General features: G+C 61.5%; 23 protein-coding genes and 1 riboswitch. Of the genes, 7 read left to right on the top strand and 16 right to left on the bottom strand.

All coding sequences use genetic code 11. The annotated features are described in order from the left end of the window. The 14 genes from cobC to DK870_RS15910 all read right to left on the bottom strand — a co-directional run bounded on the left by cobC (window position 1) and on the right by DK870_RS15910 (window position 13086). Entirely contained in the window at window positions 1-576 is a 576-nt protein-coding gene (gene cobC / locus DK870_RS15975) for an alpha-ribazole phosphatase family protein (RefSeq protein ID WP_161549114.1), read from the bottom strand. Beyond that, window positions 573-1628 carry a nicotinate-nucleotide--dimethylbenzimidazole phosphoribosyltransferase gene (gene cobT, locus DK870_RS15970; protein WP_161549113.1) on the bottom strand — a complete coding sequence of 352 codons (1056 nt, stop codon included), beginning with the start codon at window positions 1626-1628 and terminating at the stop codon, window positions 573-575. The genes cobC and cobT overlap by 4 nt, the downstream gene beginning before the upstream one ends. Further along, window positions 1625-2146, bottom strand: a complete 522-nt coding sequence (gene cobU / locus DK870_RS15965) for a bifunctional adenosylcobinamide kinase/adenosylcobinamide-phosphate guanylyltransferase (protein WP_161549112.1) — start codon at window positions 2144-2146, stop codon at window positions 1625-1627. Before cobU ends, cobT begins: the two co-directional genes overlap by 4 nt. Beyond that, complete coding sequence (locus DK870_RS15960) at window positions 2134-3600, bottom strand: cobyric acid synthase (protein ID WP_161549111.1); 1467 nt, start codon at window positions 3598-3600, stop codon at window positions 2134-2136. Before DK870_RS15960 ends, cobU begins: the two co-directional genes overlap by 13 nt. Then, on the bottom strand, window positions 3597-4586 hold the full coding sequence (gene cobD / locus DK870_RS15955; RefSeq protein ID WP_161549110.1) for a threonine-phosphate decarboxylase CobD: 990 nt from the start codon (window positions 4584-4586) through the stop codon (window positions 3597-3599). Before cobD ends, DK870_RS15960 begins: the two co-directional genes overlap by 4 nt. Next, window positions 4579-5487 carry an adenosylcobinamide-phosphate synthase CbiB gene (cbiB, locus tag DK870_RS15950; protein ID WP_161549109.1) on the bottom strand — a complete coding sequence of 303 codons (909 nt, stop codon included), beginning with the start codon at window positions 5485-5487 and terminating at the stop codon, window positions 4579-4581. Before cbiB ends, cobD begins: the two co-directional genes overlap by 8 nt. Beyond that, window positions 5484-6134 carry a 5,6-dimethylbenzimidazole synthase gene (gene bluB / locus DK870_RS15945; protein WP_060756087.1) on the bottom strand — a complete coding sequence of 217 codons (651 nt, stop codon included), beginning with the start codon at window positions 6132-6134 and terminating at the stop codon, window positions 5484-5486. Before bluB ends, cbiB begins: the two co-directional genes overlap by 4 nt. Then, window positions 6131-7450 (bottom strand): cobyrinate a,c-diamide synthase, encoded by a 1320-nt coding sequence (locus tag DK870_RS15940; protein WP_060756088.1) that lies wholly within the window; start codon window positions 7448-7450, stop codon window positions 6131-6133. Before DK870_RS15940 ends, bluB begins: the two co-directional genes overlap by 4 nt. Continuing rightward, on the bottom strand, window positions 7447-8058 hold the full coding sequence (gene cobO, locus DK870_RS15935) for a cob(I)yrinic acid a,c-diamide adenosyltransferase (protein ID WP_060756089.1): 612 nt from the start codon (window positions 8056-8058) through the stop codon (window positions 7447-7449). The genes DK870_RS15940 and cobO overlap by 4 nt, the downstream gene beginning before the upstream one ends. A gap of 78 nt (window positions 8059-8136) precedes the next feature. After that, window positions 8137-8385: riboswitch (cobalamin riboswitch) on the bottom strand. 96 nt (window positions 8386-8481) lie between these two features. Next, the gene (locus DK870_RS15930; RefSeq protein ID WP_060756090.1) at window positions 8482-9018 is read right to left on the bottom strand and encodes a C40 family peptidase; all 537 of its coding nucleotides are present in this window, start codon (window positions 9016-9018) and stop codon (window positions 8482-8484) included. Between the two features lie 145 nt (window positions 9019-9163). Next, complete coding sequence (locus DK870_RS15925) at window positions 9164-9793, bottom strand: C40 family peptidase (RefSeq protein WP_090369459.1); 630 nt, start codon at window positions 9791-9793, stop codon at window positions 9164-9166. A gap of 213 nt (window positions 9794-10006) precedes the next feature. Then, window positions 10007-10711, bottom strand: coding sequence for a DnaA regulatory inactivator Hda (gene hda, locus DK870_RS15920; protein WP_017134884.1), 705 nt, complete (start codon window positions 10709-10711; stop codon window positions 10007-10009). 205 nt (window positions 10712-10916) lie between these two features. Beyond that, on the bottom strand, window positions 10917-11990 hold the full coding sequence (locus DK870_RS15915; protein ID WP_060756092.1) for an AI-2E family transporter: 1074 nt from the start codon (window positions 11988-11990) through the stop codon (window positions 10917-10919). Window positions 11991-12045: 55 nt separating this feature from the next. Continuing rightward, on the bottom strand, window positions 12046-13086 hold the full coding sequence (locus DK870_RS15910) for a DUF2066 domain-containing protein (RefSeq protein ID WP_161549108.1): 1041 nt from the start codon (window positions 13084-13086) through the stop codon (window positions 12046-12048). A gap of 353 nt (window positions 13087-13439) precedes the next feature. Here DK870_RS15910 and purM point away from each other — a divergent pair, with 353 nt between their 5' ends. The 7 genes from purM (at window position 13440) to DK870_RS15875 (ending at window position 21782) form a co-directional block, all read left to right on the top strand. Further along, complete coding sequence (gene purM, locus DK870_RS15905; RefSeq protein ID WP_060756094.1) at window positions 13440-14498, top strand: phosphoribosylformylglycinamidine cyclo-ligase; 1059 nt, start codon at window positions 13440-13442, stop codon at window positions 14496-14498. Then, window positions 14498-15148: a phosphoribosylglycinamide formyltransferase gene (purN, locus tag DK870_RS15900; protein ID WP_060756095.1), complete on the top strand. Its 651-nt coding sequence runs from the start codon at window positions 14498-14500 to the stop codon at window positions 15146-15148. The genes purM and purN overlap by 1 nt, the downstream gene beginning before the upstream one ends. Window positions 15149-15156: 8 nt before the next feature. Further along, the gene (locus tag DK870_RS15895) at window positions 15157-15870 is read left to right on the top strand and encodes a DUF3108 domain-containing protein (RefSeq protein ID WP_060756096.1); all 714 of its coding nucleotides are present in this window, start codon (window positions 15157-15159) and stop codon (window positions 15868-15870) included. 264 nt (window positions 15871-16134) lie between these two features. Beyond that, window positions 16135-16323: a hypothetical protein gene (locus DK870_RS15890; RefSeq protein ID WP_060756097.1), complete on the top strand. Its 189-nt coding sequence runs from the start codon at window positions 16135-16137 to the stop codon at window positions 16321-16323. A 206-nt stretch (window positions 16324-16529) separates the two neighbouring features. Further along, window positions 16530-18458: an IucA/IucC family siderophore biosynthesis protein gene (locus DK870_RS15885; protein WP_161549107.1), complete on the top strand. Its 1929-nt coding sequence runs from the start codon at window positions 16530-16532 to the stop codon at window positions 18456-18458. Then, complete coding sequence (locus DK870_RS15880) at window positions 18448-19659, top strand: MFS transporter (protein ID WP_161549106.1); 1212 nt, start codon at window positions 18448-18450, stop codon at window positions 19657-19659. Before DK870_RS15885 ends, DK870_RS15880 begins: the two co-directional genes overlap by 11 nt. 11 nt (window positions 19660-19670) lie before the next feature. Further along, window positions 19671-21782 (top strand): TonB-dependent receptor, encoded by a 2112-nt coding sequence (locus DK870_RS15875; protein WP_104994458.1) that lies wholly within the window; start codon window positions 19671-19673, stop codon window positions 21780-21782. 59 nt (window positions 21783-21841) lie between these two features. On the opposite strand, the gene DK870_RS15870 is transcribed toward DK870_RS15875, so the two are convergent. Continuing rightward, a complete protein-coding gene (locus DK870_RS15870; RefSeq protein ID WP_060756101.1) occupies window positions 21842-22387 on the bottom strand; it encodes a DUF2058 domain-containing protein in 546 nt (181 codons plus the stop codon). Between the two features lie 25 nt (window positions 22388-22412). Further along, window positions 22413-23246 (bottom strand): nucleoside triphosphate pyrophosphohydrolase, encoded by an 834-nt coding sequence (gene mazG, locus DK870_RS15865; RefSeq protein WP_161549105.1) that lies wholly within the window; start codon window positions 23244-23246, stop codon window positions 22413-22415. Window positions 23247-23353 lie beyond the last annotated feature (107 nt).

Here is a 23353-nt window from a genome sequence, read left to right as displayed (position 1 = left end):
TCAGGCTCCTTCCGTCAACACGCCATCGGCCGCCACCTGCAGGCTGAACAATCCAGCGTGGCCGACCTCGACATTCAACAACTGCTCCCGAGGCAAACCGCGCGCCCGCGCCAACAGCAGGCGCATCACACCGCCGTGGCTGATCAGCAATACGCGTTCGCCGGCATACGCCTGATGCAGGCGTGAGACGGCGCCGAGCACCCGCTTGGAAAAGTCGCTGACCGGCTCGCCCTCAGGCGGCGTGAAGCGGTACGGGTCGGCCCAGAACAGGCCCAGCCCTTCGGCATCGGTTTGCATCAGCGCCGCCGCGCTCTGCCCTTCCCAGGCGCCGAAGTGCAACTCTTGCAGATCCTTTTCCAGACTCACCGGCAGATTGAGGCGTGCGCCCAGCTCCTGCGCGAACAGCGCGCAACGCTGCAATGGGGAACTGATCAACCGATCCCATGGGCCCCGCTCCACCACGGCGCTGCGCATCTGCTCCCAGCCCTTGGCGGTCAGCGCGTCGTCCAGGCTACCGCGCAGGCCACCGCCCAACTCGGTTTCGCCGTGGCGCAGCAGGTCCAGGTACAAGGTCATGCCGGACGGTCTGCCACAGCCGCTTCGGCGAAGGTCGCCATCTGCCCATGCAGCGCGCAAGCCAGGCGCAACAACGGCACCGCCAGCGCCGCGCCGCTGCCTTCGCCCAAGCGCAGACCCAGCGCCAGCAACGGTTGTGCCGCGAGGCTTTGCAGCACCGGCCGATGGCCCGGCTCCGCCCCCCCATGGCCGAACACCAGCCACTCCCGGCACGCCGGGTTCAGGCGCGTGGCGACCAATGCGGCAACCGTGCAGATAAACCCATCCACCAGCACCGCCACGCCCTCCTGGGCACAGGCCAGATAGGCACCGACCAACGCTGCAATTTCAAACCCGCCGAGGTTGAACAGGGTCTGCAATGCATCGTCACGCTGATCGGCATGCAATGCGAGTGCACGCTCGATGACGGCGACTTTATGGCTGACCCCTTGGGCATTCAGACCGGTGCCCGGGCCTGTCAGGTCACTCACCCGGCAATCGAGCAAGGCGCACGCCAAAGCGCTGGCGGCGGTGGTATTGCCGATGCCCATTTCGCCACCGATAAACAGTTGTGCACCGCCTTCCAAGGCACGCCGGGCGCTGTCACGACCCGCTTGCAGGGCCAGGCGACCTTGCGCTTGAGTCATCGCCGGGCCGCTGACGAAATTGGCCGTGCCCGCACCAATGTTCAGGTGGCGCACGCCGGGCAAATTCAGCGAGGGCGTCACGGTGCCGAGGTCGATCACTTCCAGCTGCGCATCCAACTGCCGCGCCAGCACGCTGATTGCCGCGCCGCCGGTGACGAAGTTGTGCAACATCTGCCCAGTCACTGCCTGCGGGAACGCCGACACGCCTTCGGCTACCACGCCATGGTCACCGGCGAAGATGGCGATCCACACGTGATCCACCGAGGGTTTGAGCTGGCCTTGCAGGCCGGCCAACTGCACCGCCACAGCCTCCAATTGGCCGAGGGAACCGGCCGGCTTGGTCAATTGCTGCTGGCGCGCCAGCGCTTGTTCATGCGCAGAGGCATCGACGGCCTTGCAGGGGTTGAGCCACCAGGTGTCAGTCATAACGCAGTACCTTTCAACGTCAGGGGCAAGCCGGCAACCGTCAGGACAACGCGCTGACACCGCTCGGCCAAGGCTTGATGCAGCCAACCGGCTTCATCCACATAGCGGCGAGTCAATTCGCCCAGCGGCACGACACCCAGACCGGTCTCGTTGCTGACAAAAATGATTTCCCCCGACAGAGACGCCAGGGTTTCCAGCAACTGTTCGCGCTCATGCAGCAAGCGCTCGGCATCTTCGAGCATCAAAAGGTTGGTGAGCCACAGCGTCAGGCAATCCACCAGCAGGCAACGCCCGGGCGCGGCGTTTTCGCGCAACACCCGCGCCAGCTCGACAGGCTCCTCGATCAAACCCCAGTGCTCGGGCCGCCGCTGGCGATGCTGGGCGACGCGCTCGCTCATTTCGCCGTCCAGCGGTTGGCTGGTGGCAATATAGATGACGGACAATCGACTGTCGGTGGCGAGCTTTTCAGCAAGGCGGCTTTTGCCGGAACGGGCACCGCCGATAATCAGTTGGTGCATGCTGCCACTCCACACAAAGTGCGCAATAAATCGGTATCCAGATGCTGCTCTACTAAATCCGCCAGACGCTCGATATCGCGCTCGCGCAGGGCGTGGTAATCCACGGCTTGCACGTCGACCTGACCGGCCCAGCGCAGCAAGGCACTACACGCGGCGGGCGTCTCGAACAGGCCATGCAGATAGGTGCCGAGAATCTGCCCGTCCGCACTCTGGGCACCGTCATGACGACCATCGTCCAGCAACACGGCCGCTTTCGACAGCGCATCGCCGGACGTCACCCCCGCATGAATTTCATAACCACTGACCTCGGCGTCTTCCAGCAACAAGCGCCCGCGCACGTTGCGCAATTGCTTCTCGGCTGCCAGCGTCGTGCTGAACGCCAACAGCCCCAAGCCCTCGCTGGACCCGGCCGGCCCTTCCAGCCCGAGCGGGTCATGCACCTGCTCGCCGAGCATCTGCAGACCGCCGCAAATCCCCAACACCTTGCCGCCGTAGCGCAGATGCCGGGCCACGGCAGTGTCCCACCCATTGGCGCGCAGATACGCCAGGTCGCTACGCACGCTTTTGGAGCCCGGCAGGATGATCAGGTCGGCCGCCGGGATCGGCTGGCCCGGCCCGACAAATTGCAAGTCCACCTGAGGGTGCAGGCGCAGGGGGTCGAAATCCGTATGGTTGCTGATGCGCGGCAATACCGGCACCACCACCTTGAGCACTTGGGCCGCCTTGTCGATCTGGCGCGAATCAATGCCATCCTCGGCTTCCAGGTGCAGGTCCATCACGTAGGGCAGCACGCCCACGACCGGCTTGCCGGTGCGCGCTTCCAGCCAATCCAGCCCGGGCTGCAACAACGCGATGTCGCCGCGAAAACGGTTGATGACAAAACCCTTGACCCGGGCCTGCTCGGTGGGCGACAGCAGTTCCAGGGTGCCGACCAGATGGGCGAACACACCGCCGCGGTTGATGTCGGCGATCAACAGCACCGGGCAATCCACCGCTTCGGCAAAGCCCATGTTGGCGATGTCATTCGCCCGCAGGTTGATCTCCGCCGGGGAGCCGGCGCCTTCCACCATCACCACCGGGTAGGCGGCGCTCAACCGTGCGTGAGAGGCCAGCACCGCTTGCATCGCGATGGCTTTGTAGTCGTGATAGGCCACTGCATTCATGCTGGTCACGGCGCGCCCCTGGATGATCACTTGGGAGCCGGTGTCGCTATTGGGTTTGAGCAGCACCGGGTTCATGTCCGTGTGCGGTGCCAGGTGGGCGGCCTGGGCCTGCACTGCCTGCGCGCGACCGATCTCGCCGCCTTCGGCCGTCACCGCGCTGTTGAGCGCCATGTTCTGTGGTTTGAAGGGTGCCACCGCCACGCCCTGGCGTACCAGCCAGCGGCACAGCGCGGTCACCAGCGTACTTTTCCCGGCATCGGAAGTGGTGCCTTGCACCATCAGCGTACTCATGCGGCTTCCTTGTAGGCCGTCAGGGCAGCATCGAGTCGCAGCCAATCCGCATCGGTGTCAGGCAGGCCGAAACGCAGGCTGCTGTCGTGGACAAACAGGCGCAACAAGATGCCGCGATGAGCCATGAACGCATGCAGGCGTTCTGCGTGCGGTGTGATCAACCACTGGAACAACGCGCAGCCGCCGTGCGGCTGAAAACCATGACGCTCAAGCAGCTCATACAAACGTCGGCCGGCGTCGATGCACCGTTGACGCTGACGCGCGTGCCCGGCGCTGTCACGCAGGCACACCTGGCCCAGCACGCGTGTGGGCCCGCTGACCGTCCAGGGGCCAAGTTGCTCGGCCAACAACTTGAGCAACTTGCGTTCGGCCAGTACGAAGCCCAGGCGCACACCGGCCAAACCAAAGAACTTGCCGAACGAGCGCAACACAATCAGGCCAACCTGATCGGCCTGCCCCGCCAGGCTCAGTTGCGGGGTAACGTCCATGAACGCTTCGTCCACCACTAGCCAACCGCCGCGCTGGGCCAGGCGTGAATGCCAGTCCAGCAAGCGTTGTGGGGCCAGGCTCAGGCCGGTGGGATTGTTCGGATTGACCACCACCAGCACGTCGAGGGCATCCAGGAAAAAGTCGACTTCCTGCTCCTGCACCTCGCGCACCACATACCCGGCGCGGCGCCAGGCTTCGGCGTGCTCGGCATAACACGGCGACAGCACGCCGACCTTACCGGTGCGACGCAGGCGCGGCAGCAATTGGATCGCCGCCTGGGAACCCGCCACCGGCAGGACATGCGTGGTGCCGTAGTACTCACTGGCCGCCGCTTCCAGGCCATCATCGGTTTCCGGCAACCGCGCCCAGGCCCGCAGCGGGATCTCCGGGATCGGCCACGGCCAGGGCGCCAGGCCACTGGACAGGTCGAGCCAATCGGCTTCGGCAATTCCGTACTGAATCGCTGCCTTACGCAGCCGACCACCGTGCTCAAGCATAGAATTGCGCCCCCGCGCAGAGAATCAGCAGCCATAACCATACGCCGCGCTGCACCAGTTGCCAGCCACGCTCGATGGAATCGGCATCGGCCGCCGGGCCTTCGCCCAACGGTGGACGCTGATGCAACTCGCCGTGATAAATCGCCGCGCCGCCCAGTTCGACACCCAATGCCCCCGCACCGGCCGCCATCACGGGCCCCGCATTGGGGCTGTCCCAGGTTCGGCCCTGGGTGCGCCAGCATTTCAGCGCCAGACGGGTTTTGCCCAGCGCGGCGTAAGTCAGTGCCACCAGGCGTGCGGGAATATAGTTGAGTACATCATCGATCTTTGCGGCCGCCCAGCCGAAGCGCTCGAAGCGTTCGTTGCGATAGCCCCACATGGCATCCAGGGTATTGCTCAAACGGTAGAGCACCACGCCCGGCACACCGGCCACCACGAACCAGAACAACGCGGCGAACACCGCGTCACTGCCGTTTTCCAGCACCGACTCGGTGGCGGCGCGGGCGACTGCGGTGGAGTCCAGCTCACTGGTCTGACGGCTCACCAGGTAACTCACGCGTGTACGCGCCTGTTCCAGGTCATCACTGCGCAACGCCTGGGCCACCGGCATCACATGCTCGCCAAGGCTGCGCATGCCCAGTGCACAGTACAACGCGAGAATCTCCAGCACCCAACCCATGTAGGGCGCCCAGGACAACGCCGTGGCCAGCACGGTCAGCGGCACCACTGCGAGACACCACGCGGTCACGCCATGGCTGCGCCAGCCACGGCCACCGGTATTGAAGCGCTGCTCGATGCGCCCGGCGAAATTGCCGAACGCCACCAGCGGATGCCAACGCCTCGGCTCGCCCAGCAACGCATCCAGCGCCACCGCGGCGACACACAGCAAGGCCACACTCATTGACTCACTCCCCACACATTTTCATACAGCATGTCACTCAGCGGCCGTGGTTCGGTCCAGCCTTCGAGCTGCAACATCGGCGCCGGGTAGAACTCGGTCACCGGCCCCAGGCACAGCACCGCCAAGGGTTTCGCGCCGGGCGGCAGGCCCAGCAGCTCGGCCAGGGCCTGGGGCTCGAACAGCGAGACCCAGCCCATGCCCAACCCTTCGACGCGGGCCGCCAGCCACAGGTTCTGGATCGCGCAGGACAACGACGCCATGTCCATTTCCGGCAAGGTGCGACGCCCGAAAATATGCCGCTCGCGGTCATCCATCAACGCTGCCACCAAGACTTCGGCGCAGTCGTGGATGCCTTCGACCTTGAGCTTCATGAATTCGTCGGAGCGCTCACCGAGGGCTTCGGCGGTGCGCACGCGTTCGTCCTCCACCAGTTGTTGAATCTGCCCACGCAGGGAGCGGTCGCTGATGCGAATAAACCGCCAAGGTTGCATCAGCCCGACACTGGGCGCCTGGTGCGCGGCCTGGAGCAAGCGGTGCAACAACTCAGGGGCGACCGTGCCGCCGCTGAAGTGACGCATGTCGCGACGTTCGGCGATAACGCGGTAGACCGCGTCGCGATCGGCCTGGGGGAAAGCGTTGTCACTCATGGTGTGGTTGCGACCTCGACATCGGGCGCAAACAGCGCGGCAACGGCTTGGGGGTTGGACGGAAAGTAGAAGTGTACGTACGAAGCGGTCATCCGCCCCTGACGATAAACCGCTTCGGCGCCGCGCCCACCATTGGGGCTCAAGCCTCGGGCAATCGGCTGCCACTGGGTGCTGGTCAGGGAATGGTGATAGGTGTGGCCGCGCAGCACCCCCTCCGGCAAGTCGACACTTTGCAGGGCCAGGGCGGCGAGTTTCTTTTGCATCACTGCGTCACCCTGCAGCAGGCCGACCAGTTCGGCGCGGGTGCCCTCAACGTCCGTGAGCGAGTCCAGCAGGTAGAGCATCCCGCCGCATTCGGCGAGCAAAGGCTTGCCGGCAGCGTGGTGGGCGCGGATGGCGTCGAGCATCGGTGTGTTGTCCGACAGCGCGCGGTGGTGCAGCTCCGGGTAACCGCCGGGCAAGTAGAGGCTGTCGACGTCAGGCAATTCACGATCGTGAATCGGCGAAAAGAAGCGTAGCTCGGCGCCCATCGCCCGCAGCACGTCAAGGCTGGCGCCATAGGTGAAGGCGAACGCTTCGTCGCGCGCCACGGCAATACGTACGCCGGCGAGCAGCGGTTCGGCCTCGATCAGCTCCGGGGCGGCAAAGCTCACCGGCGGCGGCAGAGCCACCTCGCAGCTGCTGCCCAAGGCCTGGGCGGCAGCATCCAGGCGTACATCCAGGTCATTCAATTCGCTGGCTTGCACCAGCCCCAGGTGACGGCTGGGCAACTCGATCCCGGTTTCCCGGGAGAGTGCGCCGTACCAGCGCAGGCCCTCAGTGAGACTTCCTTCAAGCAGTTGCGCATGGCGCAGGGTTCCCACGCGGTTGGCCAGCACGCCGGCGAACGGCAAGTCCGGCTGGTAACGCGCCAGGCCCAGGGCCAGGGCACCAAAGGTCTGAGCCATGGCGGTGCCGTCAATCACGCCCAGGACAGGCACGCCGAAGTGACGGGCCAGGTCGGCGCTGGACGGGGTGCCGTCGAACAGGCCCATCACGCCTTCGATCAGGATCAGGTCGGCCTCCCCCGCAGCCTCCCACAGTAGACGACGACTTTCCTGCTCGCCGACCATCCACATGTCCAACTGATAGACCGGCGCACCGCTGGCACGCTCGTGGATCATCGGGTCGAGAAAGTCCGGCCCGCACTTGAACACGCGTACCTTGCGCCCCAGGTTGCGGTGCAAACGGGCGAGCGCGGCGGTGACGGTGGTTTTGCCCTGGCCGGACGCCGGTGCGGCAATCAACACGGCCGGGCAATGACGGGGCTGATTCAAAGTTCGACGCCCTTCTGTGCCTTGATACCGGCCTGGAACGCGTGCTTGAGCATGCCCATTTCGGTGACGGTGTCGCCCATTTCGATCAGTTCAGGCTTGGCACCGCGCCCCGTCACGACCACATGCTGCATCGGCGGGCGGGCTTGCAGGTCGCTCAGTACCTGATCCAGGTCGAGGTAGCCGTGCTTGAGGGCAATGTTCAACTCATCCAGCACCACCAGGCCAATGCTCGGGTCTTGCAGCATTGCGCGGGAAACCGCCCAGGCAGCCTCGGCAGCGGCGATGTCGCGCTGACGGTCCTGGGTTTCCCAGGTAAAGCCTTCGCCCATCACATGAAAACGCACTTGTTCGGGGAAGCGGCGGAAGAACAATTCCTCGCCGGTGCTGTTACGCCCCTTGATGAACTGCACCACACCGCATTGCATGCCGTGGCCCATGGCGCGAGCGAGCATGCCGAACGCCGAACTGCTTTTGCCTTTGCCGTTGCCGGTCAGCACCAGCAGCAATCCGCATTCGTTGGGGGAATTGGCAATCCGCTCATCGATGACGGCTTTTTTGCGCAGCATGCGCGCCAGGTGGCGTTCATCGCGGTCAGGGGAATCAGTCATGGCAGCTCTCCGTTGGGGCTGAACAAAAACGGCGGGCAGAAAAAAGACCAAACAGACAGCCAAGCATCGCCCACCGTGATGCTGTTGGATGTTTCAGGCCGGTCTCCGGGCTCATGAGTGGCGCTCTACAAAAGAGCAAGCCGACGTTGCGCCTTCCCATATCGCGGGGCGATACAGTGGCAAAAGGCAGCGTCTTGACTCATTTACCGTTGCGGGGGCAGCGCCGGGATCGCGGCAGCACTGTGTACAAGTGCGCTCACTCACCGGCTTCCCTGTTTCACCCTGTCGACCCCTAGGTCACAGAGCACCTGGAACAAGCCGCGAAGGTTAGTGGGTTGGGGGTGGAGCGTCAATTAAAGCTGGCCGGACAAGCCAAAGCGGCAAGCGGGCATTGCACCCGCTTGTTGCAGCGTTAGGCGGTGTTTATGGATTACGAGCCAGGTTTGCCGGCAGCACGCGCTTGGCACTCAAGTAGGCATTCTGCCAATACGCTTTGGCCAACGTATCCAGCTTCACCGTACCGCCAGTCTGTGGGGCGTGTACAAAACGCCCCTCACCCACATAGATGCCGGCGTGGCTGACCTGCGAACCGCCACCCGTGGCGAAAAACAGCAGGTCACCGGTTTGCAGGTTTTCCTCACTGACATTCTGCGCACGCATCACGATCAATTCGCGGGTGGTACGCGGCAACGAGATGCCCGCCGCATCACGGTAGACGAAACCGATCAGGCCACTGCAATCAAACCCGGAATCCGGCGTGTTGCCGCCCCAACGATAAGGCGTGCCGACCAGGCCCAGCGCACGGAAGAGCACGTCTTCGGCAGCTGGCGAGAAACTCTGTGTGGAGTAATTGAACACCGGCTTGGGCTTGACGGCCACTGGAGCGGGTGGTGGGCGGCTTGCGCAGGCGCTGAGGAGCGCGGCACAAACAAGCAGAATGAGGCGGGCTGAGGTCGACATGGGCAGAACAATCCTGGTCTGGATGCGGCTTTTCGCTGCCGAACGCTGAAAACCAGAACGCGCAAGCAAAGCTTGCGCGAACGGATTCCAACAATATCCAGGGATTCTAGCGCTTACACGTCAAACTTCAAGTATCACTTTAACTTTACTTGCTAGCGGTAACCGTAGTCGGGGCCATCGCGAGTGCGCGCTTGGCTTCGATGAAGGTTTTGCTCCAGTAGCTGTCACCCAGGCTGTCGACGCGAACACCACCGCTGCGACGGCTGCTGGAGTGAATAAACTGGTTATCGCCCAAGTAGATACCGGCGTGGCTGACACGACCACGACCCGCTGTGCTAAAGAAAAGCAGATCACCCGGCTTGAGGTTGTTGCGTGCGACCAACGGTGCATTCACGTTGATCATTTCGCGCGTCGAGCGTGGCAGGTTCATGCCGGCTTCTTCACGAAACAGATAGCCGATGAAGCCGCTGCAATCGAAACCGGCTTCAGAGGTACCGCCGAAACGGTAACGGGTACCGATCAGGGACATGCCGCGTTCAAGAATGCTGTCGGCCAGAACTGGGAGCTGGTAAGGCTTGTTGCCGGCGAAGTCGGCCAGTTCCTTTTCGGTTGCCACTTCTTCTTCATAGACAGTCGAAGACTGGGAAGCAACGAATTTTGCCTGGGACTGCTGTTGGGTTTTGTGCTGCTCAGCCACTTGTTGAGGGTGGGAGGCGCAACCAAACAACAGGGTAACAAGTGCGAGGGGCACGAGGGGTGCGAAGCGATTTAGCATGGGCACGACCGTGGCTGATGTGTAAAGAAGTCGAGACTATGCCTTCTATCACATCGATTTGCAAATTCAATCGTGCTCTATGTGACTTCTTGTTTTGACCATGACATCTAAGCCCTTAACACCCCATACCTGCCTTTTGCGCGGCCAAAGTGGCCAAGACGCAGGTTTTCTGGCGACTGAAATATGCCGAAAGCACCGAAATGACTGGGCTGGCTACCAGCCAAGGGTTTCTTTGAGGAAGGGGATGGTCAGCTTGCGCTGGGCTTGCAAAGAGGCTTGATCGAGCTGTTCGAGCAAATCGAACAACGCGCTCATGCTGCGGGTGCCACGAGTGAGGATGAAGTGCCCGACTTCGTCGGTGAGGTGCAGGCCGCGACGGGATGCACGCAGTTGCAAGGCCCGCAGCTTGTCTTCGTCGGACAAGGGGCGCATCTGGAAAATCAGCGCCAGGGTCAGGCGTGATTTAAGGTCGGCCAGCTTGACCGGCAATTCACGCGGCGATGTAGAGGCGGCAATCAACAAGCGCCGACCACTGTCGCGCAAGCGGTTGAACAGGTGAAACAACGCCTCTTCCCAGTCCGCCTTGCCGGCGATCGCTTGCAGATCATCCAGACACACCAGCTCGTATTGCTCAAGATGGTCGAAGATCCCGATACCACGGTCCATCAACTCAGCCAACGGCAGGTACACCGCCGGCTCCCCCATCTGCTCGAAACGCAGGCACGCGGCCTGCAACAGGTGAGTACGCCCCACGCCGTGCTTGCCCCACAGATAGATCAGGCTTTCAGTCCACCCGGCGTCGGCTTCGCAGAGCCGCTCGACATAGCCGAGTGCAGCGGCATTGGCGCCTGGGTAGTAGTTGATAAAGGTGGCGTCATCACGCAGACGCACCCCTAGGGGCAGCTGAATCGGTTTCATGCTGACTGAACGGCTCCAAACGAACCGTGAGTGGCCTCTGTGTAAAGTTTGCAAAGTTTATACCCGTGACGCCAGGCGCACAATGCAGCAGACAACAAGCAAAATCAAAGGTTTGCGTCAGCCTGGGGCTGTTTGCGCAAATTGTTTGACACCCTGCCTCCCAGAAATGACAAACCCGGCCAAGGCCGGGTTTGTCATGTAGAGGTTACAGCTCAGGATCTTCGACCCCCGTGTACACATCGGAATCCTTGTATAGATCGTGCACATGACGCACCAGCACCATGATCACCGCCGCCACCGGCAGCGCCAGCAGGATGCCGGTGAAGCCGAACAGCTCACCGCCCGCCAGGATCGCGAAGATCACCGCCACCGGATGCAGGCCGATCCGGTCGCCTACCAGCAATGGCGTCAACACCATGCCTTCCAACGCCTGACCCACCATGAACACCGCGACAATCCCCAGCATCGGGTACAAGTCACCGCCAAATTGGAACAGCCCTGCCACCAGCGCCGAACCAATTCCGATCACAAACCCCATGTACGGCACGATAGCCGCCAACCCGGCGATCAAGCCGATCAACAGGCCGAGCTCCAGACCAATCGCCATCAAACCGGCGGCGTAGATGATTCCGAGCGCGAGCATCACCAACAACTGACCGCGCACGAACGCGCCAAGCACCTCATGGCACTCGTTCGCCAGGGACACAATGCGTTCCTCACGATCACGCGGCAGCAGGCTGCGGATCTTGGCCATCATGATGTCCCAGTCGCGCAGCAAGTAAAACGCCACCACCGGGATCAGCACCAGGTTGGTCAGCCAACCAATCAGCGCAAGGCTGGAGGCCGTGGCCTGGCTGAGCACCGCACCGACAATATCGGTGGTCTGCCCCATATGCTCACTGATTGCCGCCTTGACCTTGTCGAACTTCCAGAAGCCATCCGCCAGCCCCAACTTGGCCTGGGCCCACGGCATCGCCGTGTGCTGCAACCAGTCGAGCATTTGCGGCGCCAGTTCATACAAGCGAAACAACTGCTTGGCCAGCATCGGCACCAGCACCAGCACCAATGTGGTGATGATCAAGGTAAACAGGACAAACACCGTCACCACACCCCAGGTGCGTGACATGCCGACTTTCTCCAGGCGATCCACCACGGGATCGAACAGGTAAGCGAGCAGCAACGCGACCAGGAACGGCGTCAGGATCGAATGCAGCAGGAATACAAAAACGCATAGCAGGACAATCCCGCCAAGCCACACCCAACGACGCGTATCCGCCATACACCACTCCATCTGTCAGTGACTGCCTTCCTCTATATAGAAGAAGGACGATTATTTACCAATGAAAACGTAGTTGCGCCTGCGGCTCGGGAGTTGCGGGCGCCTGGGTGCCGTCTGCCACCGGTTGCTGGGCCGGCGCCTGACCGGCAGGCACTTCCTGCAACTTGGCCAGGCTCAACTGAGTACGCAGCTGATCGGCACTGCCATTGACTCGATACACAATACGGCTGCCATCCACGAGCAGCGGCTGGCCCCCAAAGGGCTCCAGAAGATGGCCCAGGGCTGCGTAGCGCTCCAGGTTCATGCCCTGCACTTCCAGCAACTGCTCGGTACTGACACCGGGCTTGACGGCAAACCGTGGCGCCAGCTTTTCGCTGACGGCCAACATGACGGCATCGGCTACCGCTCCGGTATCGGCCCCCTGGGCGGTGCCCTGCTCGCTTTTGTCACCCAGCCACAGGCGCCATTTGGCCTGCCACTGATTGCCATCCTGGCGGGCGTGCACCGCCAGCAATGCATCGGCGCCGTAACGCTCGGAGGCTGCGCGCAGTGGCGTGGCATCCGCGCTTTCAAGATTGGGAGCGGTGGCGACCACCTGCTCATCCAGGTCGCCCAGCGGCAGACGCAACGGCAAGCCACGATGCTGCGCGGCCCGGCGCAGGGCCTGGGCAACGGCTTGACCATCGCCGACCAGGCTGCTGCCGTCCGTGGAATCGTTGAGCCACCAGCCGAGAATCGACGGCCGGTTGCTGCCCCAGATTGCCAAGCCAGCCTGTCGCAACGCGCGATCGGTGCTGACCGGGTCGAAATCCACCTGCAGGCTTTCCGGCGGGCCGGCGTCGTAGCCGTACTGGGTAATGATCTGCTGCGGGTCTTTGCGAATCGCCGCCAGGCCCGGGCCATCGGCGGCCTTGGCGTCGCCGGTCAGGCGGATCACCAGGGTCTGCACGGCGCGCTGGGTCGCCTGGTCGCGTTCTTGGGGCGACTGGCTGCTGACAGGTTCAAGTACTTGGTAGAGGCCATTGAGGGTTTCGGCATGACTCGCCAGGCTGACCAACGACAAACAGCCTGCAAAAAAGAATTTACACAAACGCATGGAAGATTCCCGAACGACAAAATTAACGGGTAGAACAGGCCGCCTGAACTCGGCTCGGCAAGGCTGTGACCACACCGACCGACAAAACATTCACAGGAGCCCGGCAAGTTTTCGTACTGTCATAACGATAGCGGGTTAAGGCTATACCTTAATACACACGACGAGAGCGGCGATTAGCATTTTTAACCGCGTTTTTTAACCTTTATAGCCCTGCCCGTCGGCGCGAGGATGGCCGCTGCCCCTCAAGCCTGATAAAATCGCGCGCCTTCGCAGACCGTCAATGGCTGGGCCTTTTACCAAAAGCCCCTGGCCGCTCGGTCGTTACCCCTGAATCCCCCCTAAAGGCCTGGATCATGAGCAAGCAACCCTCCCTGAGCTACAAGGACGCCGGTGTAGACATCGACGCCGGTGAAGCATTGGTCGAACGCATCAAGAGCGTCGCCAAGCGCACTGCGCGCCCTGAAGTCATGGGCGGCCTGGGCGGTTTTGGTGCCCTCTGCGAAATCCCGGCCGGCTACAAGCAGCCTGTGCTGGTCTCCGGCACCGACGGCGTGGGCACCAAGCTGCGCCTGGCCCTGAACCTGAACAAGCACGACAGCATCGGCATCGACCTGGTTGCCATGTGCGTCAACGACCTGGTGGTCTGCGGTGCCGAGCCCCTGTTCTTCCTCGACTACTACGCCACCGGCAAGCTGAACGTGGATACCGCCGCGCAAGTTGTCACCGGTATCGGCGCCGGTTGCGAACTGTCGGGTTGCTCCCTGGTCGGCGGCGAAACCGCTGAAATGCCAGGCATGTACGAAGGCGAAGACTACGACCTGGCCGGCTTCTGCGTTGGCGTCGTGGAAAAAGCCGAGATCATCGACGGCTCCAAAGTCGCCGCCGGTGACGCCCTGCTGGCACTGCCATCGTCCGGCCCGCACTCCAACGGTTACTCGCTGATCCGCAAGATCATCGAAGTGTCCGGCGCCGACATCGAAAACACCCAGCTCGACGGCAAGCCATTGACCGATCTGCTGATGGCCCCGACGCGCATCTACGTCAAGCCACTGCTCAAACTGATCAAGGACACCGGCGCAGTCAAGGCCATGGCGCACATCACCGGCGGCGGCCTGCTGGACAACATTCCACGCGTTCTGCCAAAAGGCGCCCAGGCGATCGTCGACGTGGCCAGTTGGCAGCGTCCTGCGGTATTCGACTGGCTGCAAGAAAAAGGCAACGTCGACGAAACCGAGATGCACCGCGTGCTGAACTGCGGCGTCGGCATGGTCATCTGCGTGGCACAGGACCAGGTTGAAACCGCGCTGAACGTACTGCGCGAAGCCGGCGAGCAGCCTTGGGTCATCGGCCAGATCGCAACCGCCCCGGAAGGCGCGGCTCAGGTTGAACTGAAGAACCTCAAGGCCCATTGATGTCTCAGACCTGTGATGTCGTGGTGCTGCTTTCCGGCACCGGCAGTAACTTGCAGGCCCTGATCGACAGCACGCGCACCGGCGACAGCCCGGTGCGCATCGCTGCGGTGATTTCCAACCGCAGCGACGCCTACGGCCTGCAACGCGCCAGGGACGCGGGTATTGAAACCCGAGACCTGGATCACAAGGCTTTCGACGGCCGCGAAGCCTTCGACAGCGCCTTGATCGAACTCATCGACGCCTTCAACCCCAAACTCGTGGTCCTTGCCGGCTTCATGCGCATTCTCAGCGCTGGCTTCGTGCGCCACTATGAAGGGCGCCTGCTCAATATCCACCCTTCCCTGCTGCCCAAGTACAAAGGCATGCACACCCATCAGCGCGCGCTCGACGCCGGCGACACCGAGCATGGCTGCAGCGTGCACTTCGTTACCGAGGAACTCGATGGCGGACCTCTGGTCGTACAGGCAGTGGTTCCGGTAGAGTCGACAGACTCAGCGCAGACGCTTGCGCAACGGGTTCACGCCCAGGAACACAAGATTTACCCGCTGGCAGTTCGCTGGTTTGCCGAGGGTCGGTTGATTCTTGGTGCGCAGGGTGCATTATTGGACGGCCAGTTACTTGCGGCCAGCGGCCACTTGATTCGAACCTAGGAGATTTTATGCGTCGCGCCTTGCTCTTCGCTTTTGCGCTGTTTGCTTTGCCAGCCGTGCAAGCAGCAGATTTACACCCTTTCTCCGCCAGCTACACCGCCGACTGGAAACAGTTGCCCATGAGTGGTTCGGCTGAACGCAGCCTGACCCACAACAGCGATGGCACCTGGACCTTGAACTTCAAGGCGTCCATGATGATCGCCAGTCTCACCGAAACCAGCGTGATCAAGGTTGAGAAGGATGCTCTGCAACCCAAGAGCTACACCTTCGAACGCGGCGGCCTGGGTAAGGCGAAGAAGATCAACCTGGACTTCGACTACTCGACCAACAAAATCACCGGCTTCGAAAACAAAGACCCGGTCAACGTCACCCTCGAAAGCGGCATGCTCGACAAGTCGACCTATCAGTTGGCCTTGCAACGCGATGTGGCTGCCGGCAAAAAAAGCATGAGCTACCGCGTGGCTGAGGGCACCGACACCGACACCTACGACTTCCGCGTGATTGGCCCGGAAAAAGTCCAGACCAAGGCCGGCTCGATTGATGCAATCAAGGTTGAGCGCGTGCGCGATCCGTCGCAGACCAAACGCATCACCCAAATGTGGTTCGCCAAGGACTGGGGCGGCATCCTGGTTGCCCTGCGTCAGGTCGAAACCGACGGCAAGGAATACAACATCATGCTGTTGGACGGCACCGTTGACGGCAAGCCTGTCAAAGGCAACTGACCGAACGACAAGACGAAGAGCCTCGCGAATGCGGGGCTTTTTTTCGCCTGTCGATTAGCCAATGGGCGGATGCCAACATGAAACTTCTGTCATAAATCACCAGCCTCTGCGACGCAATGTCGCTATTTGCGCGGCCTGCAGGACTGTTGCAGTTTCTGCAATTAATTGTTGCGCGCAAAATCAGTTTACTTAGCAAGCTAACAAAACATATAACAAAGGCCTGCGACGACTTGCCGCAGATCAACCAGAGATTGGAGCAAGCAGATGACTGTAAAAGTAACTGAACGCGACGACGAACATATGTCCCACGAAGCGGTAGCTCACGGGATTCACATCTGGGATGTCCATCAGCAAGACGTATTGGTCGGTATGTTTCACAACGAGAGCGATGCCAACAATTATAAAAACGAGCTCGAAATTCTCGAAATGAAACGCCAGGCACAAAGCTCCTGAAACTCTGAAATTCGAGTAGGCCCCCAGCCCACGCAGCTGAGGCCCCTACCGCCCAAAAACCCCGCCCTCGAGCGGGGTTTTTCGTTTTGGTCATCGGCATCGCGCATAACGATTCAGTTGTATGCAGCAACAAATAGACAACTGGTAATGATTCTCGATAATATTCGCGCACTTTTCAGCCGCCACATGACCAAAGGGAGTTCATCATGTCGAATGAATACAGCAGTGCACCGGAGCAATCATTGCTTAAACGCTGGGGGGAAGCCCTGGCTACTCCGCAATTTCTGGCTCATCGTATAACTCTCGACACACTGATCGACACCCTCGTACCCGCAGCGCAACGCAGCTTTCAACGCCTGATCCAGGCCCTGTTTCGTGAAGGGTTGCTGGACTCCAACGCACTCAGCTATGACCAGCAAGGTCACTGCCGACTACCACTGTCCGATCACGCCCATCTGCATTTCGAGCACTTGCGCCCAGGTCGCATGGCCAGTTGGGACCTGCGTGGCCCGATCACGCTTTGCCAAGTCAATCTGGCGGACCAGAAGATCCAATTCCCCTCGCAGTTGCTGACGTTGCTTAACGACGCCCTCGAGACGCCTGCCGACACGCAGGTTCTGAACCGCCTCAATACCGAGATCGACGACAGTTTCGTCAACGACACGCTGTGCCTAGCGTTTCACGAGCAATGGAGCCTCAGGCTGCACGCCTCGATGAGCGCGGCCCATCAGGCCAACCTGCTGCGCTACCTCAAGGACGAACCCAGCGTTGCCAACCCGACTTCCGTGCTTGAACAGTGGGGCACGCTGGGTCACCCCTGGCACCCCAACTACAAAACCAAACTGGGCCTGGGCACCGATCAAGTGATTGATTTCTCACCCGAGTTCGAAGCGCGTTTCCCGGTCATCCTCTGTGCGTTGCACCGCCAGTACGCCCACGTCGAAACGCTGGCGGGTACCGCGGATTACTGGCAGTGGTGGCAAACCCAGTTTCCCCACGCTGCGCAACAATTAGTGACCGAACTCACCGCCCAGGGCCTTGAAGCCAGCGACTATCTGCCGCTGCCCGCCCACCCTTGGCAAGCTCGCCAGGAGCTTCCCCAGTTGTTCGCCAACGAGATAGGTGACCGTCTGCTGGTGCTAACCGACATCGTCGCGTTCGCCGCCCACCCCACCATGTCCTTCCGGACGGTCTTGCCTGAAGGCCGGCCTGACGCCCCTATGGTCAAGCTTCCTGTTTCGCTGCGCCTGACCAGCGTACAGCGCACGGTGTCGCCGCGTTCGGCGCGCATGGGCCCGCGCATCAGCCAGTTGCTGCTGACGATCCTGGCACGCGAGCCCGCGATTCAAAAAGTGCTGAGCATCGTGCCCGAGCGGATCGGTGTGCATTTCAAGCCTCAACCAGCCAATGACGAACATTCCCGCCATCTGGCCGTGCTCTACCGTGACAACCCCCTGAGTCAGCTTCAACCGGGGGAGCTGGCCATTCCGGTAGGCAGCCTGTTTGCCATCGACCAACACGGGCAGCCACTGCTGAGGCAGTGGGTACGCCTGAGCAAAGGCCGGGACGACGCCGACGCCATGCTCGGGTTCTTTCGCGACTACGCCTCAATCGCCGTGCCAGCCCTGCTCGGCATGTACCTGCGCTATGGCGTTGCATTCGAGGCCCACCAGCAGAACTCCTTCATGGTCATGGCTGCGGACGGGCAGTTGAGCCGCCTGCTACTGCGTGATTTCGGCGATATCCGCATCGACCGCCAGACCTTGCACGCCCAAGGCCTGGACATCGAGCTGCATGATCCCAAGATGACCCTGTACGACGATGCGGGCTTTGTACGCGACAAACTGTTGCACACCGTCTTCATGTGCCACTTGGGCGAACTGGTGCTGCTCAGCGCGCGTTATTTCGATATGCCCCAGGCGCTGCTCTGGAACGAACTGGCGGCCCAAGTCAGCCAGTGCTTTGACCAATTGCGCGACGTCGTCGCCCCTCAACGCTGGGAAACCGAACGCAAAGCGCTGCTGGAGCAGGCATGGCCCGCCAAGTCCTTCATGCGCATGCGTTTGCTGGAAAGCCACGCGGATATCGTCGGGCGCCTGCCGAACCCGCTGAGTGCCGACACACATGCCCACTAACAGCACTGCGCTGAGGCTGCTGGTAGTGATCCAGCTGGTATCGATGGGGGCCATGGAAATGAGTGGCCCTTTCTGGCCCCTGCAGATCCAGAAGTTGCTCGGCGACGCCAATGCCCACTACACCGGCCTGCTTTCGTCGCTGGTGTATGCCGGGCCGATGATGGCGGCGATGATCCTGACGCCCCTGTGGGGGCGCTTGGGTGACCGTACCGGCCATAAGCCCATGATCATTCGGGCCCTGCTCGCACTAGCGGCCTGCCAGGCGCTGGCCGCGATCACCTTCGATCCCTGGCTGTTGGTGGCCATTCGTGTGGCGCAGGGCGCGCTGGCCGGCTTTATCGCGGCGGCTCAAGCCTACGCATTGGCCTGCTGTGGCGACAGCGGGCGCGGTCACATCATGGCGCGCCTGCAGTCGGCGACCGCCGTGGGTTCATTGGCCGGTCCTGTATTGGGCGGCTGGCTGATGGATGTCTCGGGGTTCGCCCTGCTCTGCTACAGCGCCACGGCCGTTTGCCTGTCGTGTGCGGTGGTCAGCCTGTTCTTGCCCGGCGATACCCGGCGCGTGCGCTCGAAACACAAGTCCACGCCCACCGCCCTGCCCAAAGGCTGGCTTGGGGCGATGCTGGGGATCATCGTGCTGATCCAGGCCGCCAAGATGATGCCCCAGCCGTTTTATGCCTTGTACGTCGCCGATGTCTTACACGCACCGGCCTGGTTGATTGGTGCCAGCTATGCCGCCAGCGCATTGACCCTGGCGCTGTCGGCGCCCCTGTGGGGCCGCCTGTTTGACCGGCACCCACCGGCATACACGCTGCGCATCATCGAATGGGTCACATGGGCCTGTGCCTTGACCCTGGCGTGCACCGCAATCGCCAGCGAATGGTTCGGCTTCCTCGCCAGCCGGTTGCTCTGGGGCCTGTGGCAAGGCGCGCTGTTGCCGGTTGCCTACACATTGATCGCCAACACCGTCGCGCCCGCGCAACAAGGTTTTGCCCTGGGCCTGGGTAACAGCGCCGCCAAGGCGGGTGCCCTGTGCGGCGCCTTGCTGGGCGGCATCGGCATGGGAATGGTCGGCCTGGCCCACAGCTTCTGGCTGGTCGCGCTCACCTACGCGCTGGCCGCCCTGGGTATCCGCGCCATCCGCTCGTACACCCGCACACCCGTGATATCCGTTTTTTCTGTCAATACTTCTAATAATTGAAAGGCATGGTAATGAAAAAATCGCAATGGGCAGCACTGTTGCCTCTGATCGGCTCCATCAGTACACCCGCTTGGGCCGACTCATCCGAAGCTGCGCCCACTAACCTGCAATTACAGGCCACCGTCGTCTCGGCTACGCGCAGTGAAACCAGCATTGCCGCGATCCCAGGCTCGGTGCAGGTGATCGATGAAGCCCAGATCCGCCAGCAAGCGGGCGCAGGGCGACGGGTTGCGGATATCCTCGGGCAATTGGTACCCGGCATTTCGCCGTCCAGCGGCGGTATGAGCAACTTCGGCCAGACCCTTCGCGGGCGTAACACGCTGATCCTGATCGACGGCGTATCCCAGAACGCGACACGCGACAACTTCCGCCAACTCAACAGCGTGGCACCGGAAAGCATCGAGCGCATCGAAGTGATCTCCGGCGCGAGCAGCGTCTACGGGGCCGGAGCTTCGGGCGGCATCATCAATATCATCACCAAGCGCAACCAAGGTGAAGACCTCGCGTTCAGCAGCAAGATCGGCATGACCGCCGGTAACAATCTAAGCCACAAGGGATTCGCCTACGAGGCGTTCCAAAGTGCCACGGGGCGCAAGGGTCCCGTGGACTGGTACGTGTCGGCCAACGGCGTACAACGCAACGACCAGTTCGATGGCAACGGCAAGCGCATCCCCCAGGACACGTCCCAGGGCAGCAACATGGACACCGATACCTACGACCTTCAAGGCCGCTTCGGCTACGAGCTGGATGACGACAAGAAGATCAGCCTGTCGCTGCAAGACTATAAAGATGAACAGGACACCCGTTACACCAAAGACCCACGCAACAGCAACACCGCCGTTGCAGTAAAAGGCCTGGACCTGGACGACCAACCGTTCACCCACAACCAGGCGGTCAACCTCAATTACACCGACAGGGATTTCTACGGCCAGGGCCTGCAAGTCGAAAGTTACTGGCGCCGTGCCGACGCGCTGTTCTTCCCGGACCTGTCGCGGGGCCGCGCCGGTGTTTCCGATAACAACAGCGTGCAGGACGTCTACGGCTTGCGTGCAGCCATCGACACACAGATGCCCGACATCGGCCCAGCGACCGGCAACCTGGTCTGGGGCGCTGACTATGACCACGAAACCTCACGCCAGCGTGGCGATCAATACCGGGTCAATGGCCTGACCTACACCAAGACCGGCACCACCTTCGAGCTGGGGCCGGACATCACGACCACCACCAAGGCGATTTTTGGTCAGCTGTCCTACGACATCGACGACTGGACCCTGCGCGGCGGCGTCCGGCGCGAGTGGATCGAAAGTAACGTTGCCGACAGCATCGCCTATGGAGAAATCGTTCAGACCGGCAACCGGGCAACCTTGCCGGGCGGCACCCTGAAATATGACGATACCCTCTACAACCTCGGTGCAGTGTACCACCTGAGCGAAAACCAGGATGTGTTCGTCAACTTCAGCCAGGGCTTTTCCCTGCCGGATATCCAGCGTTTCCTGCGGGACGTCAACAGCAAGTACGACATCCAGAAACTCAATGCCCAAGCGCTCAAGGTCGACAGCTATGAACTGGGCTGGCGCGGCAACTGGGACAAGTGGCTGGCCAGCGTCACGGCATACGAAAACACCTCGGACGTCACCCAGTTCTATGACGCGAATGACCGCGTATTGCGCCTGATCAACCAGAAAGAACGTGTACGCGGTATCGAAACCAGCCTGACCTACAACGTCACTGATCAGTGGTCCGTCGGCGGCACGTACGCCTATGCAAAAGGCGAGACCCAGCAGAACGGTAAATGGATCGACCTGCCTGCCACACGCATCTCCCCGGCCAAGACCACCGCCTTTGTCGGCTATAACCACGACGATTACAGCCTGCGCCTGCAAGCCATGCGCCTGGACGACTATGATGCCGCGTTCAAGGACAACAACGGTCGCGATATCCAGGGTTACACCCTGGTCGACCTGCTGGGTTCGGTCAGGCTGCCGGTGGGTCGCCTGGAAGGGGCCATCTATAACCTCAGCAACCGCAACTACCAGAACATGTTCGCCCAGGCCAACGCGCGTGCGCCGTACCCGAATGCCGAGGGTCGTACCTTCAGCGTGAGTTACGCCGTGGATTGGTAATACGCTTGGCTGAAAACACAAACCCCGCCTTTTGAGCGGGGTTTGTTGTTTCTAGGGCTTTACCACATCAGATCATCCGGGATCTGGTAGGCGGCGTACGGATCATCCTCATCCGGCACCTGGCTTTCAGTCAGGATGTTGAGCTGCACGATACGCTCCGGTGCGCGCTCCTGGATCTTCAGCGCCGCTTCACGCGGGATTACCTCATAACCGCCACCGTGGTGGACGATCGCCAGGGAGCCGTTGCTCAGCTTGTTGCGCATCAAGGTGTTGACCGACAGGCGCTTGACCTTCTTGTCATCCACGAAGTTATAGTAATCCTCGGTGGTCAGCTTCGGCAGGCGCGACGTCTCGATCAACTGCTTGACCTGCGCGGTGCGGGCCTTGGCCTCGGCTTTTTCCTGCTGCTGGCGGTTCAATTCCTGGTCGCGCTTGACCTTCTCGGCTTTCGCCTCGGCAGCCAGGCGGGCCTGGGTGTCATCGGCCTCGGCCTGGCCTTTGTGGACCAGGCGCTGCTGCTTCTGTTTCTCTTTGCCGACCTGCTTGGCCTGCTTTTGGTTGACCAGACCTGCTTTGAGCAACTGGTCGCGAAGGGAAAGGCTCATGGTGCTTACTCACTTAGGCAACTGCTCAACCGCAGTTGGACACGTTCTTTTCCTGACGTTTGGCTTCGCCCCACAGGGCGTCCAACTCTTCGAGGGTGCAATCTTCTATGGGACGCTGGGTATCGCGCAATGCCTGTTCGATAAATCGGAAACGTCGTTCAAACTTGGCATTGGCGCTGCGCAGCGCGGTTTCCGGGTCAACCTTGAGATGCCGGGCGAGGTTGACCGCTGCAAACAGCAGGTCGCCGACTTCATCCGCGATCGCGGCCGAGTCGTTATCAGCCATGGCTTCAAGCACTTCATCCAGCTCTTCGCGCACGTTATCCACCACCGGCAAGGCGGCGGGCCAGTCGAAGCCGACCTGGCTGGCGCGCTTTTGCAATTTGGCGGCACGGGACAACGATGGCAGTGCCGTGGGCACATCGTCCAGCAGGGAAAGCTGCAGCGGTGTATCGGACTTTTCTGCGCGCTCCTCAGCCTTGATCTGCTCCCAACGCTCCTTGACCTGCTCTTCGCTCAACCGCGGAACATCCAACGGCGCATACAGATCGCCCGTCGGGAACACGTGAGGATGGCGACGAATCAATTTGCGCGTGATGCCGTCGATCACGCCGGCAAATTCGAAACGCCCCTCCTCCCGTGCCAACTGGCTGTAATACACCACCTGGAACAACAGGTTGCCCAGCTCACCTTGCAGATGGTCGAAGTCGCCGCGCTCGATGGCGTCGGCGACTTCATAAGCCTCCTCCAAAGTGTGCGGGACAATGGTCGCGTAGGTTTGCCTGATGTCCCAAGGGCACCCGTATTGCGGGTCCCGCAGGCGGTTCATCAGGTACAGCAAGTCGTCTAGTGAATACATTGATCTCTATCCGCTGAAGATCAAATGTGGGAGGGGGCTTGCCCCCGATAGCGGTGGGTCAGCCAACATAGATGCCGACTGACCTGTCCTCATCGGGGGCAAGCCCC

The organism is Pseudomonas sp. Q1, assembly GCF_009935975.1.
GTDB classification, from domain to species: Bacteria; Pseudomonadota; Gammaproteobacteria; order Pseudomonadales; family Pseudomonadaceae; genus Aquipseudomonas; species Aquipseudomonas palleroniana.
Note: the sequence above shows the minus strand (reverse complement) of the source record. Positions and strands in the feature narration are given on the sequence as shown.